Below are 14044 nucleotides of genomic sequence, written 5' to 3'. Positions count from 1 at the left end.
TAAAGTCGGCTCCCAGAACCAGCGGCCCACGTGGCCTGCGTGACCCAGGAGACACGACCCCATGCGCAACCTCAACCAGGACAACATCACCCAGGCGGTGATCGCGAGCTTTTCGCAGACGGCGGACCCGCGCCTCCAGCAAATACTGATCAGCCTGGTGCAGCACCTGCATGCCTTTGCCCGCGAGGTGGAGCTGACCGAGGAGGAGTGGTTCAAGGGCATCGAATTCCTCACCGGCTGCGGCCACATCACCGACGACAAGCGCCAGGAGTTCATCCTGCTGTCGGACGTGCTGGGCCTGTCGATGCTGACCGTGGCCATGAACAACCACAAGCCCGAGGGCTGTACGGAGGCCACGGTGTTCGGGCCCTTCTACGTGAAGGACGCGCCGCAGTACGAGTTGGGCGCCGACATCGCCAACGGCGCCAAGGGCACGCCCTGCGTGGTGCGCGGCACGGTGAAAAACACCGCGGGCGAGGCGATCCCCGGGGCCGTGCTGGATGTGTGGCAGTCTGACGAGGACGGGCTGTACGACGTGCAGCACACGGCGCTGGCGCAGGCCCAGGCGCGCGGGCAATTGCAGGCCGATGGGGCGGGTGCCTTCCACTTTCGCTCCATCGTGGCCGTGCCCTATGCCATTCCGCACGACGGGCCGGTGGGCGCCATGCTGCAGGCCACGGGCCGCCACCCCTGGCGGCCGGCGCACCTGCATTTCATGGTGCAGGCACCGGGCTACGAGACGCTGATCACCCATGTGTTCCGCAGCGACAGCGATTACCTCGATTCGGACGCCGTGTTCGGCGTGCGCCAGTCGCTGGTGTGCGACTGGACGCAGCAGGCCGATGGCAGCTACCTGCTGACCTACGACTTCGTGCTGAACCCCGCCAGGAAGGGCTGAGGCCATGCTGTTCGTCTTTTGGCTCACCGACCGGCCCGGTGCCGGCGACCTGCGCCAGCGCGTGCGCCCGCAGCACAAGGAGTACCTGGCCCGGGTGCAGGAGCGCATCGCCTTTGCCGGGCCGCTGGTGCATGACGGCGACGGCAGCACGATGCTGGGCAGCCTGCTGGTGATCGACTTCGACTCCCGTGAAGCAGCAATGGCCTGGCTGGCAAACGAGCCCTTCACGCAGGCCGGGCTGTACGCCAGCACCGCCATCCACGCCTTCATCAACCTCTGGCCCCAGAAGGCCGGGTTCCCCGCATGACCATCCACCACCAGACCATCCGCCACATCGTGATGTGGAACGTGCAGGGCGGCACGCCCGCCGAGCGGCAGCACAACATCGAGCGCCTGTGCGCCAGCTTCGACAGCCTCAAGGGCCGCATCCCCGGGCTGCGGCACCTGGAGATCGGCGTGGACGTGAGCCGCACCGACTATGCCTGCGACGTGGTGCTGTACAGCGAATTCGAGTCGTCCGAGGCGCTGGCCGCGTATGCCGAGCACCCCGAGCACCTGCGCGTGAAGCGCGAACTGGGCGCCATGCGCATAGCGCGCCACCAGGTGGACTACCGCGTGCTTGCAGCAGGGAGCAGCCGCCATGCATGACTTCACCTACCGCCCGCAGTCGCCGCGCACGGTGTTCGGCGCGGGTGCACTGGTTCACCTGGAGCGCGAAATCGACCTGCTGGGCGCGCAGCGCGCGCTGGTGCTGTGCACGCCCGGGCAGGTGGCGCAGGCGCAGCAGGTGGCCGAACGGCTGGGCGCGCGCGCGGCCGGCATTTTTGCGCGGGCCGAGATGCATGTGCCCATCGAGGCCGCGCGTGCGGCGCGGGACGAGGCGCGCCGCCTGGGGGCGGACTGCGCGGTGGCCATCGGCGGGGGCTCGACCATCGGGCTGGGCAAGGCCATCGCGCTCGACTCGGGCCTGCCCATTCTGGCGATACCGACCACGTATGCGGGCAGCGAGATGACGCCGATCTACGGCATCACCGAGGCGGGCCTCAAGACCACCGGCCGCGATGCGCGCGTGATGCCGCGCACGGTGATCTACGACCCGGCGCTGACCCTGCCGCTGCCCGTGCCGCTGAGCATGACCAGCGGCATCAACGCCATCGCGCATGCGGTGGAGGGCCTGTATGCACCGGACGGCAACCCCATCATGGACCTGATGGCCGAGGAAGGCATCCGCGCGCTGGCCCGGGCCTTGCCCGCCATCCACCAACGCGCCGACGACATGGAGGCCCGTGGCGATGCGCTGTACGGCGCCTGGCTGTGCGGCAGCGTGCTGGGCAATGTGAGCGTGGCCCTGCACCACAAGCTGTGCCACACCCTGGGCGGCAGCTTCAAGCTGCCGCACGCCGAGACGCACACCGTGGTGCTGCCGCACGCTCTGGCCTTCAACCTGCCGCAGGTGCCAGCGGCCGCAGCGCGCATCGCCCGCGCGCTGGGCGGCGTGGCGCCGCACACCGTGGCGGGCGTGCTGTACGACCTGGCGCAGTCCGTCGGCGCGCCCGTGGCATTGCGCGACTTGGGCCTGCGCGAGGCCGACCTGGACCGCGCCTGCGAGCTGGCCCTGACGCACCAGTACCCGAACCCGCGGCCGCTGGAAAAGGCGCCGCTGCGCGCGCTGCTGCAGCGCGCCTACGAAGGCCAGAGGCCCTGAGCGAGCACACAACCGACAACCATTCCCAAGGAGACAAAGCCATGACAACGCATGCACCACAGCACCAACGCACCCGCCGCCTGCTGGGCCTGGCCCTGATCGGCCTGGCCTCGGGGCTGGCCGCGCCCACCCAGGCGCAAGACAAGTACCCGAGCCGCACGATCAAGGTGATCGTGCCCTTCCCGGCCGGCACGGCGCCGGACGTGATGGCGCGCTTCTGGGGCGAGCGCCTGGGCAAGGCGCTGGGGCAGAGCGTGATCGTGGACAACAAGCCAGGCGCCAGCACCATCGTGGGCACGCAGCAGTTCGTGGCGGCGCCGGCCGATGGTTACACCTTTCTGTACACGGCCAGCGGCACGGTGTCGATCAACCCCTTTGCGTACAAGAAGCTGCCCTACCAGGTGGCCGACCTGGTGCCGGTGATACAGACGCTGTCGATTCCGCTGGTGATCACGGTGGCCAGCGGCTCGCCCTACAAGGCGCTGCCCGACCTCATCAAGGATGCCAAGGACAACCCCGGCAAGCTGAGCTATGCCTCCTACGGCGTGGCCACCGCGCCGCATGTGTCCATGGCCTATTTTGCGAACAGCGCGAACATTGCGCTCAACCATGTGCCCTACCGCGACGGCGGGCTCAACGACATCGTGGGCGGCACGGTGAACACCGCCTTCAGCCCGATCGCGGACGTGCTGCAGTTCATCCGCACGGGCCGGGTGCGGGCGCTGGCGGTGTCGAGCAAGCAGCGGCTGGACTCGCTGCCCCAGGTGCCCACGGTGGCGGAGTCCTTCCCGGGCTTCGAGGGGGATTCGTGGCACGGGGTGTTTGCGCTCAAGGGCACGCCGCAGGCCGCCATCGACATGGTGGCGGCTGCGTCGCAGAAGATCGTGGCCTCCGATGAGTACAAGAAGTACCTCGCCAGCATGGGCCTGGTGCCGATTGGCGGCACGCAGGAGCAGTTTGCGAGTGTGTTGCTGTCGGACAGCAAGCGCTGGGTCAATGTGGTGAAGAACAACCACATCACGCTGGATTAGGCAAAGCACCCCCTGAGTCGCTTCGCGCCTTCACCCCTCTCTCGACTCGCTGCGCGAGTCGGGAGGGGGACGCCCCCAGCGCAGTCGATGGATACGCCGCCTTCGCGGCAGGGCGGCCCTTGCGCAGGGGCACTGGCTTGGGCCGCGCCAGTTTCACATGCCGCGAGCGGGCTGTTCGGCCATGGAGGAGAGCGCTGCTCCGCGGCCGCCAAGGCGCAGCGCGCCCTCGCTCTCGCCGCTGTGCGAGGCAAAGCCGTGCCAGGCCAGCGCATCGGCCACCATGTAGACGCCCAGTGCCAGCAGGCCCACCATCAGGCAGCGGCGGAACCACACGGCCGGCAGGCGCTGGCGGATGCGCGTGCCCAGGGCCATGCCCAGCAGCGCGGGCAGCAGCATCCAGGCCGAGAGCACCAGGGTGCTGGCCGGGTAGCTGGCGTTGAGCGCCAGCCCGCCCGCCAGCGCGAGGGTGGAGACGGTGAAGCAGATGCCCATGGCCTGCACCAGCGCGTCCTTGTGCAGGCCCAGCGCCTGCAGGTAGGGCACGGCCGGCACCACGAACACACCCGTGGCGGCGGTGACCCAGCCCGTGAGGAAACCCACCACGGGCGAGAGCCAGCGCTCCACCGCTGGCGTGACGGCCGGCAGGCGTGCGCCCACCAGGCCCCAGCAGCCATAGGCGATGAGCGCAATGCCCAGCAGCGCGCGCGACCAGGCGCCCGCCGGCGCGCCGATCACCCAGGCCCCGAGCCAGGTGCCCAGGCAGGCGCCGGCCTGCATGCCCGAGAGGCGGCGCAGCAGCGGGCCCAGCGTGGACCAGGGCCGCAGCTGCCAGACATTGGTGATGAGCGAGGGCACGATGAGCAGGGCCGCCGCCTCGGCCGGCACCATCATCAGGGCCAGCAAGGCCATGGACACGGTGGGCAGCCCCAGGCCGACGATGCCCTTGATGCCACCGGCCAGCAGAAAGACGGCCGCGGCGCCAAGCAGCCAGCCGCCCGTCATGCCTGCCACCCGCCAGAAGCGTGCAATGCAGGACAATTGTGAAATTGCATCAGATCCATGGGGGTGCCTCCTTCACAGCCCGCTCGATGCGGCGGGTCGTGCCAGCCATTCTTGGCAAGATGCGGGGCGCTGAAAATGCGGAATGCGCCCCACCCAGCCTCAGGCGGAGCCGAAGGCAGCGCGCAACTGTGGTACGTTGTGGCCATGCGCTTTGACCTGACCGATCTGCGGCTGTTCGTGAACGTGCACGAGGCCGGCACCATCACCGGTGGGGCCGAGCGCAGCCACATGGCGCTGGCTTCGGCGAGCGAGCGCATCCGCGGCATGGAAGACGCGCTGGGCGTACCCCTGCTGCTGCGCGCGCAGCGCGGCGTGGAGCCCACGCCCGCGGGCCACACGCTGCTGCACCATGCGCGGCTGGTGCTGCAGCAGATGGAACAGTTGCGCGGCGACCTGGGCGAATACGGCACGGGCCTGGCGGGCCATGTGCGCGTGCTGTGCAATAGCTCGGCGCTCAGCGAGTACCTGCCGCAAGCGATAGCCGGCTTCTTGGCGCGGCACCCGCGCATTTCGGTGGACGTGGACGAACGCTCCAGCCAGGAGGTGGCCGACGCCGTGCGCGCCGGCCTGTGCGACATGGGCCTGGTGTCCGACGCGGTGGACCTGGGAGGCCTGGCCACCCATGCGCTGCGGCCCGACCCGCTGGTGCTGGTGGTGCCGCAGGGGCACGAGCTGGCGGCCCGGCGCAGTGTGGCGCTGGCCGAGGTGGCGCACCTGGACTTCATCGGCCTGGCCGAAGGCAGCGCGCTGCAGGCCCTGGTGGTGCGCCACGCGCAGCGCCAGGGCCGGCGCCTGCGCTACCGGGTGCGGCTGCGCCAGTTCGAGGCCGTGTGCCAACTGGTGGGCCTGGGGGTGGGCGTTGGCATCATCCCCCGTGCCGCCGCTGCGCGCCACGCCCGCGCCCAACGTGTGAAGGCGGTGCGCCTGACCGATGCCTGGGCCGAGCGCAGCCTGGTGCTGTGCCTGCGCACGCTGCAAGATTTGCCACAACATGCGCAGCAGTTGGTGCACCATCTGCTACCCGCTGCGCACAATGCCGCATCCTCTTTCACACCTGCACCATGAGCTACGACCTTCGCGTTTGGGAACAACCTGCCGGCCAGGCCACCCCGGCCTCCTTCGAGGAAGTGCTGCGCACCTGGTTTTCGCTGGAACTGGAGGCCCCGGCGCCCCGCCCCCGCTTCGCGGCCCTGGCCACTCAGATGGCGGCCTACAAGGGCTGCGGCGAGGCCCCCTGGGCCAGCGATCCGGTGGCCGATGCGAAGGCCTGCACCAAGGCCGTGTGGACCTTCCAGCTGCCTGAGGCCCACCGCGTGCAGTTGCTGCGCGTGGTGGCCAAGCACGCCAATGCGCTGGGCCTGACGGTGCTGGATGACCAGCAGGGCCTGGCCCTGGTGCCGCCCGACCGCGTGCTGCCGCCCGAGCGCGCCGGTTTCTGGCTGGAGACGGCCCAGGCCGTGGAGGAACCCACCCGCGAGGCGGCGGCGCCCCTGACCCTGGCGCTGCAGGCATCGCGCGACGAAATGCGCGCCGCGCTCAACGCCCTGCTGCTGCAGCATGGCTTCATTGCGCCCCGGCTGGCGCTGGGCCTGCCCTACTACCGCGCGCAGGCGGAAGCCACGTATTTCCGGGCCACCCCGGTCGGGGGCCAAAGCGTCACCCTGCTGAGCACCACGGTCAACAACGTGCCCTGTCTGGCCGTCGACATCAATGTGTTCAGCGAAGAGATCGCCGCCATCCAGCGGGCCATCTTTCCGGAGCAGGACGAGATGTTCTTCCGGCGCCAGATGAGCTTCTGGGTCGGCATCTTCCAGGGCGTCTATGCCTATGTGCCCGTGCGCACCCAGGCCGAACTGCAGCGCATGGTGAACGAGGTGCAGGACCCGGTGGGTCCGATCCTGGAGATGACCCGCACGGCACCGGACCTGCACGCCGTGATGTCGGGAACGCCCGCCTTCCCGCTGCCTGCGCCCAAGAATCCCCAGGCGGCCAAAAGCCTGGCCGAGCACGTGCACCAGAGCCCCGGCTACGCAGCGCTCATCAGCGCCTGGCTGTATGGCGGCAAGCAGTTCCAGGCGGTGGCGCAGTACAAGCGCGCGAGCGACGAGCGCACGGCGGCACCCGCCATGAAAGCCACGGCGGTCCAGCGGGTGGACCGGGTGCTGGACTACCTGCAAAAGAACGTGCTGCGCAAGGCGTAGACGGTCAGCGCGTGCTCAGCGCGCGGTGCGCTGCAGCAGCCACTGCTCGGCTTCGGCCTGCTGCTTGAAGCGCGCCCAGTCGAGCGCGGTCTTGCCATGCGGGTCCTGGCGTGCCAGGTCGACGCCGCGCGCCTCGAACCATTGCAGCGCCTGCACCCTGCCCCGGCCCGCGGCCAGCATGGTGGGGGTCTCGCCGCGGCTGGCGGGGGCAGGCTCGTCGATGGCCTGGCCGCGCGCGGCCAGCCAGTCCAGGCAGGCGATGCAGCCGCTTTGCGCCGCCATGTGCATGGGGCCCCAGTCCCAGCGGTTGCGCGCCGACAGGCTGGCCCCCGCCTGCACCAGGCGCTCGGCCGCGGCCAGGTGGCCGCCATAGAAGGCGCGCAGCAGGGCGGTGTCGCCGCGCTCGCTGTCCTTCTGGGTCTGGCGCAGGTCGGGCCGGGCACCGGCGGCCAGCAGGGCCTCGATGTGCTCCATCTGCCCGCGGTGCGCGGCCAGCATGAGCACGCTGGAACCATTGGGCGCGAGCAGATTGGGGTTGGCCCCTGCGGCCAGCGCGGCGCGCAGGGCCGGGGCATCGCCCGCGTTCTGGGCATCGAGCAGGCGGCCATCCACGGTGGAGTAGGTGACCGAAGGCTGGGCACCGGCTACCTTGTCTGCAGGCCGGGGCCCCCACAACGCCCAGGCCAGCGCAGCAGCCAGCAGCAGCGCCCCCCACGCCGGGCGCGAATGCGCGCTGCGCACCGACCGCACGGCCCCCGGGCTGAAGCGCCCCTGGCGGTGCGCCCAGGCCCGGGCGATGGACTGGCCGACGGCGGTGGCGGCCGCATCGCCGGCCACGCCGGGCGTGAGCCGCACCAGCGCGCCCCCTGCTTCGCGGGCGTACACAGCGTAGTAGCGCTCCTCACTGCCACCGCTGCCGGTGGAGTAGAGCAGCTTGTGCACCAACTGCTGGCTGGTCTGGCCCGGCAGGGCCCGGGTGCGCGACCAGAGCCAGGAGCGGCAGCGCACCACAATGCCCTCGTCGCGCACCGCCAACTCCCAGCGGCGCGTGGCAGCGTGCAGCACAAAGGCGGCCAACGCCCACCAGGCCAGCCCCGCGAACAGGAAGGAGCGCGGCAGCACCAAACCCTGGGCACCCCAGCGGCCGTTGATGGCACCCTCCACCACCAGGCCGGCCAACACCAGGCCGGCCGCCCAGCGCCAGCCGGTCTGGGCAAAGCGGTAGTGCCAGCCCTCGGCGGTTTCGTGCAGCGTGACCGAGGCGGGCAGGATCACCGGAGCGTGCTCATCGCGGTCCTCGTCTGCGTCGCCCTGCTCCCCGCTGGTGGCATGGGCGGGCGGGATGGGGGTCTCCTGCTTCCAGGCGGCGCGCCGGTCGAAGCGGTCGGGTAGTTCGCTGTCCACGCCGCCAAAGCCATGCACCGCGGCCTGCACGGGCAGGTCGTAGGTCAGCTCCACCCCACCCCCGGGGCTGTGCAGCAGCTCCAGCCGCCAGTCCACGCGTTCGCCCGAGCGCTGCGCGCCGTGCGGGGGTGCATCGGCCGGCAGGTTGAAGCGAGCGCTCACGCGCAGGCCGGCATCGGCCGTGCGCTGCACGCGTGCGGCCTCGGTGAACGACTCCACGCAGCGCTCGGGCGAGCCCGAACTCGACTCGTCCACCCGGTACTGGGCCAGGCGCAGCTGCAGGGCCTGGTCCTGCTGGTAGGCCGCGGCACGCTCGGGCAGCAGCAGGGTGGCCTCCAGCGCGTGGCCACCACGCGGCTGCGAGGGCAGCAGCGTGAGCACCGAGCCCGCGTAGCGCCAGGCCATGTGGGTCTGGTGCAGTGCCAGGCCGATCAGGCCTACCCCCACCATCACGAAGATCGAGATGAAGGCCTTGGCGTACCAGGGCGCGCCGCTGCTGGTCCACAGCATGCCCGCCATGGGGAAGGCGATGCCGCACCAGAAGAAGGCGAAGAACCAGATGGCCCCGACCGACTTGCTGGCGCCGCCCTTCACCAGAGCGCCGGGGGCAGCCCCCAGGGAGGAGCGCGGCGCTTCGGAGCCATCGCCACCCCGGCCTCGGCCCAGGCCCAGCAGCAGGACCACGAAGAAGCCGGCTGCGACCACCCCCACCCCGGTGAAGACCAGGGCAAAAGGCAGGCGGAACAGCTGCAGCTGCCAGCGGATGGACGGGTCGATGAGGGCGCGCGCCGGGTCGTGCGGATCGACCAGCACGGTGATGCGCTGGCCCCGCTCCTTCGCGGCCTGCAGCCGCCGGGCCCAGTCGCGCGACCAGTCGGCGGCGATGTTGTCGGAATAACCCGCGGGGTCCAGCCCCAGCTGGGTGCTTTGGTAGGAGCGGCCACCCACTTCGTAGCGGTAGCGCACCAGGGCCTCGTAGCTCGGGCCGTCGCTGCTGGTGTGGGTCTTGAGCTCGGCCGACAGCACCTGGGCCTGCACGGGCTGCCAGCTGCGTGCGTCGAGCGCCAGGCGCAGCGTCTGCACCAGGGGCTTGAGGCCGGCGGCGTAGCCGCCCAGGCCAAAGGCCACTGCGAACACCGCGCTGAACAGCAGCAGCACCAGGCGCTTGCCCAGGCTGTCTGCGGCCTTGCCGCTGGTGGAATTTTCCTCTCTTGCCATGGATGTACCTCCATTTCCTTTGTTGTTGTTATGGGCCAAGAATGCGCCGCCATCATGACATTTGCATGACAAACACAAGGCAATGGCGTGTCTGCAACATGACCTGGCTGGCCTCCTCCATGCCCGCAACTATTTCCAAAACTGGAACAGACAGTTCGTGACTGGGTAGTTTTTCTCTGAACACACGAGGCGTACAGTTCAACCCATCGATGAGCCGAACCCGCAAGGCGACTCACCGAACCCGGTTTGAAGTTGTTTTCGCTCCGGTTTTTTTGAGACGCTTTTTCTACCCAAAGGACTTTCATCATGAACACGACCGCACGTTTCCTCTCCATCGCCGCTGTAGCCGCTTTCGCTTCTTTCGGCGCCCACGCCGACGAAGCCGATGCTTCGCAATTCGCCACCAAGTTCGAAACCAACCGCACCCGCGCTGAAGTGGCCGCTGAAGCCGCCACCGTCGCCCAGACGCGCAGCCTGGAACCCGCTGGTTCCCGCGTGGTGACCTACAAGTCGACCGCTGACCGCGCTGCCGTGCGTGCCCAGGCGGCTGACGCTGTGCGCACCGGCCAGATCTCTTCCGGCGAGATCGGTGCCCTGTAAGCACCTGCCTGAACAGACCAGCCCCCTCATTTTTTGAATTCGATCGGAGTATCACCATGAACAAGACCGCACGTTTCCTGTCCATCGCCGCTGTGGCTGCTTTCTCTGCCTTTGGCGCCCACGCTGACGAAGCCGATGCCTCGCAGTTCGCGCTGAAGTTCGACACGAACCGCACCCGTGCCGAAGTGGCTGCCGAAGCTGCTACGGTTGCCCAGACCCGCAGCCTGGAACCTGCTGGCTCGCGCGTCGTGACCTACAAGTCCACGGCTGACCGCGCTGCCGTGCGTGCTGCGGCTGCCGAAGCCGTGCGCACCGGCCAGATCCCTTCGGGCGAGATCAGCGCCCTGTAAGAGCAAGGGCCTTCAAGCAAGGCTCGCCAGTTGCGGGCCTTCCCATGGTGGTGGTGTTTCACGGTCGTGGGCACCGCCACCATGTGGAAGTGTTTCCCCTGCATCCAAAAGCAAAACGGGCTCCCATCTGGGAGCCCGTTTTGCTTTGGGGAACGTACCCGCCCAACCCCGAATGGGGCCGGGCGATCCGTCAACCGATCAGGCGGTGACGCCGTCTGCCACTTCCTTGAACTCGCTGATCTTGTCGAAGTTCAGGTATTGGTAGATCTTGTCGCCGTTCTGGTTGATGACGCCGATGTCGGTCAGGTACTCTTCCTTGGTGGGGATGCGGCCCAGCTTGGAGCAGATGGCCGACAGTTCCGCCGAGCCCAGGTACACGTTGGTGTTCTTGCCCAGGCGGTTGGGGAAGTTGCGGGTGCTGGTGGACATGACGGTAGCGCCTTCCTTCACCTGGGCCTGGTTGCCCATGCACAGCGAGCAGCCGGGCATTTCCATGCGGGCGCCGGCCGCGCCGAACACGCCGTAGTGGCCTTCTTCGGTGAGCTGGTGCGCGTCCATCTTCGTGGGCGGGGCCATCCACAGCTTGACGGGGATGTCCTTCTTGCCTTCGAGCAGCTTGGAGGCTGCGCGGAAGTGGCCGATGTTGGTCATGCACGAACCGATGAACACTTCGTCGATCGCGGCACCAGCCACGTCCGACAGCGTCTTGGCGTCGTCGGGGTCGTTGGGGCAGCAGACGATGGGTTCGGTGATCTCGGCCAGGTCGATCTCGATGATGGCGGCGTAGTCGGCGTTCTCATCGGGGGCCAGCAGCTGGGGGTTGGCCAGCCAGGCTTCCATGGCCTTGATGCGGCGGCCGATGGTGCGTGCGTCGGCGTAGCCTTGGGCGATCATGTTCTTGAGCAGCACGATGTTCGAGTTGATGTACTCGATCACGGGTTCCTTGTTCAGGCGCACCGTGCAGCCGGCGGCAGAGCGCTCGGCCGATGCGTCGGACAGCTCGAACGCTTGCTCGACCTTCATGTCGGGCAGGCCTTCGATTTCCAGGATGCGGCCCGAGAAGATGTTCTTCTTGCCCTGCTTGGCCACGGTGAGGTGGCCGGCCTTGATGGCGTACAGCGGAATCGCGTGCACCAGGTCGCGCAGCGTGACGCCGGGCTGCATCTTGCCCTTGAAGCGCACCAGCACCGATTCAGGCATGTCCAGGGGCATCACGCCCGTGGCAGCGGCGAACGCCACAAGGCCGGAGCCGGCGGGGAAGCTGATACCGATGGGGAAACGGGTGTGCGAGTCGCCGCCGGTACCGACGGTGTCAGGCAGCAGCATGCGGTTGAGCCAGCTGTGGATGATGCCGTCGCCGGGCTTGAGCGAGATGCCGCCGCGCGTGCTGATGAAGTCGGGCAGCTCGTGGTGCATCTTCACGTCCACGGGCTTGGGGTAGGCGGCCGTGTGGCAGAAGGACTGCATCACCAGGTCGGAGCTGAAGCCCAGGCAGGCCAGGTCCTTCAGTTCGTCGCGCGTCATCGGGCCGGTGGTGTCCTGCGAGCCGACCGAGGTCATGCGCGGTTCGCAGTAGGTGCCGGGCACCACGCCCTGGCCTTCGGGCAGGCCGCAGGCGCGGCCGACCATCTTCTGGGCCAGCGTGAAGCCCTTGCCGGTGGCGGCAGGCACTTGCGGCAGGCGGAACAGCGTGGAAGGCGCCAGGCCCAGGGCCTCGCGGGCCTTGGCCGTCAGGCCACGGCCGATGATCAGCGGAATGCGGCCGCCGGCGCGCACTTCGTCGAACAGCACGTCGCTCTTGACTTCGAACTCGGCGATGACCTGGCCGTCCTTGAGCGCCTTGCCGGCGTAAGGCAGCAGTTCGATCTCGTCGCCCATGTTCATCTGGCTCACGTCCAGCTCGATGGGCAGTGCGCCGGCATCTTCCATGGTGTTGTAGAAGATGGGGGCGATCTTGCCACCCAGGCAGACGCCGCCGAAGCGCTTGTTGGGCACGAAGGGGATGTCTTCGCCCGTGAACCACAGCACGCTGTTGGTGGCCGACTTGCGGCTGGAGCCCGTGCCCACCACGTCGCCCACGTAGGCCACCAGGTTGCCCTTGGCGCGCAGGTCTTCGATGAACTTCACGGGGCCGCGCTTGCCGTCTTCTTCGGGCGTGATGCCGTCGCGCTTGTTCTTGAGCATGGCCAGGGCATGCAGCGGGATGTCGGGGCGGCTCCAGGCGTCGGGCGCGGGCGACAGGTCGTCGGTGTTGGTTTCGCCGGTGACCTTGAGCACGGTGAGCTTGATGCTCTGGGCCACTTCGGGGCGGCTGGTGAACCACTCGGCATCGGCCCAGCTTTGCAGCACGGCCTTGGCGAAGGTGTTGCCCTTGTCGGCCTTTTCCTTGACGTCATGGAACTGATCGAACATCAGCAGCGTCTTCTTGAGCGCTTCGGCAGCGACGGAGGCCACGGCTGCGTCGTCCAGCAGGTCGATCAGGGGGGTGAGGTTGTAGCCGCCCAGCATGGTGCCCAAGAGCTGCGTGGCCTTTTCGCGGCCGATCAGCGTGCACACTTCGGTACCGTGCGCCACGGCAGCCAGGTAGCTGGCCTTGACCTTGGCGGCATCGTCCACACCAGCCGGCACGCGGTTGGTGATCAGGTCCACCAGCGTCTCGCCTTCGCCTGCAGGCGGGTTCTTGAGCAGCTCGATCAGCTCGCCCGTCTGCTTGGCCGTCAGGGGCAGCGGCGGGATGCCCAGCGCGGCGCGCTCGGCCACATGGTCACGGTAGGCTTTCAACATCATTTTTCTCCGGTTGCGTTCTAAAGTGGGGTGGTTGCGCCGGGGCTGCTAGGGCCAGGCGGCGCGGGGGTACCGTGTCTCGTCGGCTCTGGTTATTTGGTGGCGGTGGCCGTCGCTGCCGTGGCGGCAGGCGCGGGATCGAACACGCTCTGGGGCGGCGCCTTCTTGGCGGCCTCGGCCACCAGGGTCTGCTCGGCGCTCATGCACTCGTCGGCCAGGCGCTGGCCCAGCTTCTGGTTCATGAGCATGGACTTGTTGGCGATCTGCAGCCACACGGCGCCGGCCTTCTGGTCTTCCAGGCGCACCGCGCCGGTGCTGGTGACCACGGGAGTCATGTGGTACTTGAAGCCCTTGCCCTCGATGTGGAAGCGCCCGGGGATGGCGGGGTCGGCCGTCACGTTGACAACGGCGCCCAGTTCGCAGGCGATGCGGCCCGTGTGCACCTTCTGGGCAATGGCCTGCTCTTCAGGGCTCAGGGCGGCATCGGCCGCGATGAGGCCCGAGGCCACCTGGTTGGCCGCCGTGTTCAGCTGCTGGCGGCTGCTCGTGGGCTCAGCCTTGGCGGTCTTCTTGGCAGGGGCCTTGTCCTTGGCCTCGGCCGACTTGGTGGCGGGCTTGGCTGCCGGCTTGGCGGCGGCGGTTTCTTTCTTGGGAGCAGCTTCCTTCTTGGCGGCGGGCGCGCTCTTCTTGGCGGGCTCTGCAGCGGCCTGCGCCAGGGCAAGGCCAGGGGCCACCAGCATCAGGGCGGAGGTGAGAATCAGAGATTTCATGGGAAAGGTCCTGGAAAGGTT

At 68.6% G+C, this 14044-nt stretch carries 13 protein-coding genes; 9 read left to right on the top strand and 4 right to left on the bottom strand.

Annotation, left to right across the window (positions count from 1 at the left end; all coding sequences use genetic code 11):
- Window positions 1-61 precede the first annotated feature (61 nt).
- From HNP48_RS28150 to HNP48_RS28130, 5 genes are read left to right on the top strand one after another with little or no spacing between them, the layout of a single operon-like run.
- Window positions 62-898 carry an intradiol ring-cleavage dioxygenase gene (locus tag HNP48_RS28150; RefSeq protein WP_184863468.1) on the top strand — a complete coding sequence of 279 codons (837 nt, stop codon included), beginning with the start codon at window positions 62-64 and terminating at the stop codon, window positions 896-898.
- A gap of 4 nt (window positions 899-902) precedes the next feature.
- On the top strand, window positions 903-1205 hold the full coding sequence (locus HNP48_RS28145) for a YciI family protein (protein ID WP_184863466.1): 303 nt from the start codon (window positions 903-905) through the stop codon (window positions 1203-1205).
- Window positions 1202-1546 carry a Dabb family protein gene (locus HNP48_RS28140; RefSeq protein WP_184863464.1) on the top strand — a complete coding sequence of 115 codons (345 nt, stop codon included), beginning with the start codon at window positions 1202-1204 and terminating at the stop codon, window positions 1544-1546. The genes HNP48_RS28145 and HNP48_RS28140 overlap by 4 nt, the downstream gene beginning before the upstream one ends.
- Window positions 1539-2603, top strand: a complete 1065-nt coding sequence (locus HNP48_RS28135) for a maleylacetate reductase (protein ID WP_184863462.1) — start codon at window positions 1539-1541, stop codon at window positions 2601-2603. Before HNP48_RS28140 ends, HNP48_RS28135 begins: the two co-directional genes overlap by 8 nt.
- A 41-nt stretch (window positions 2604-2644) precedes the next feature.
- On the top strand, window positions 2645-3634 hold the full coding sequence (locus HNP48_RS28130; RefSeq protein ID WP_184863460.1) for a tripartite tricarboxylate transporter substrate binding protein: 990 nt from the start codon (window positions 2645-2647) through the stop codon (window positions 3632-3634).
- 153 nt (window positions 3635-3787) lie between these two features.
- Here the strand turns inward: HNP48_RS28130 and HNP48_RS28125 are convergent, their stop codons facing one another.
- Window positions 3788-4636: a sulfite exporter TauE/SafE family protein gene (locus HNP48_RS28125; protein WP_184863556.1), complete on the bottom strand. Its 849-nt coding sequence runs from the start codon at window positions 4634-4636 to the stop codon at window positions 3788-3790.
- A gap of 204 nt (window positions 4637-4840) precedes the next feature.
- Here HNP48_RS28125 and HNP48_RS28120 point away from each other — a divergent pair, with 204 nt between their 5' ends.
- Window positions 4841-5761 carry a LysR substrate-binding domain-containing protein gene (locus HNP48_RS28120; RefSeq protein WP_184863458.1) on the top strand — a complete coding sequence of 307 codons (921 nt, stop codon included), beginning with the start codon at window positions 4841-4843 and terminating at the stop codon, window positions 5759-5761.
- Window positions 5758-6897, top strand: a complete 1140-nt coding sequence (locus HNP48_RS28115; protein WP_184863456.1) for a hypothetical protein — start codon at window positions 5758-5760, stop codon at window positions 6895-6897. The genes HNP48_RS28120 and HNP48_RS28115 overlap by 4 nt, the downstream gene beginning before the upstream one ends.
- Window positions 6898-6912: 15 nt before the next feature.
- On the opposite strand, the gene HNP48_RS28110 is transcribed toward HNP48_RS28115, so the two are convergent.
- Complete coding sequence (locus tag HNP48_RS28110) at window positions 6913-9519, bottom strand: ankyrin repeat domain-containing protein (RefSeq protein WP_184863454.1); 2607 nt, start codon at window positions 9517-9519, stop codon at window positions 6913-6915.
- A 306-nt stretch (window positions 9520-9825) separates the two neighbouring features.
- Between HNP48_RS28110 and HNP48_RS28105 the strand changes: the two genes are divergently transcribed.
- Both HNP48_RS28105 and HNP48_RS28100 read left to right on the top strand, forming a co-directional pair.
- The gene (locus tag HNP48_RS28105) at window positions 9826-10119 is read left to right on the top strand and encodes a DUF4148 domain-containing protein (protein ID WP_184859606.1); all 294 of its coding nucleotides are present in this window, start codon (window positions 9826-9828) and stop codon (window positions 10117-10119) included.
- 56 nt (window positions 10120-10175) lie between these two features.
- Entirely contained in the window at window positions 10176-10469 is a 294-nt protein-coding gene (locus tag HNP48_RS28100; protein WP_184863452.1) for a DUF4148 domain-containing protein, read from the top strand.
- A gap of 198 nt (window positions 10470-10667) precedes the next feature.
- Here the strand turns inward: HNP48_RS28100 and acnB are convergent, their stop codons facing one another.
- Window positions 10668-13253: a bifunctional aconitate hydratase 2/2-methylisocitrate dehydratase gene (gene acnB / locus HNP48_RS28095; protein ID WP_184863450.1), complete on the bottom strand. Its 2586-nt coding sequence runs from the start codon at window positions 13251-13253 to the stop codon at window positions 10668-10670.
- A gap of 92 nt (window positions 13254-13345) precedes the next feature.
- Entirely contained in the window at window positions 13346-14023 is a 678-nt protein-coding gene (locus HNP48_RS28090; protein WP_184863448.1) for a hypothetical protein, read from the bottom strand.
- Window positions 14024-14044 lie beyond the last annotated feature (21 nt).

This window comes from Acidovorax soli (assembly GCF_014207955.1).
Taxonomy (GTDB): domain Bacteria; phylum Pseudomonadota; class Gammaproteobacteria; order Burkholderiales; family Burkholderiaceae_C; genus Acidovorax; species Acidovorax soli_A.
The sequence above is the reverse complement of the archived record's forward strand: the minus strand, read 5'-3'. Positions and strand labels throughout refer to the sequence as shown.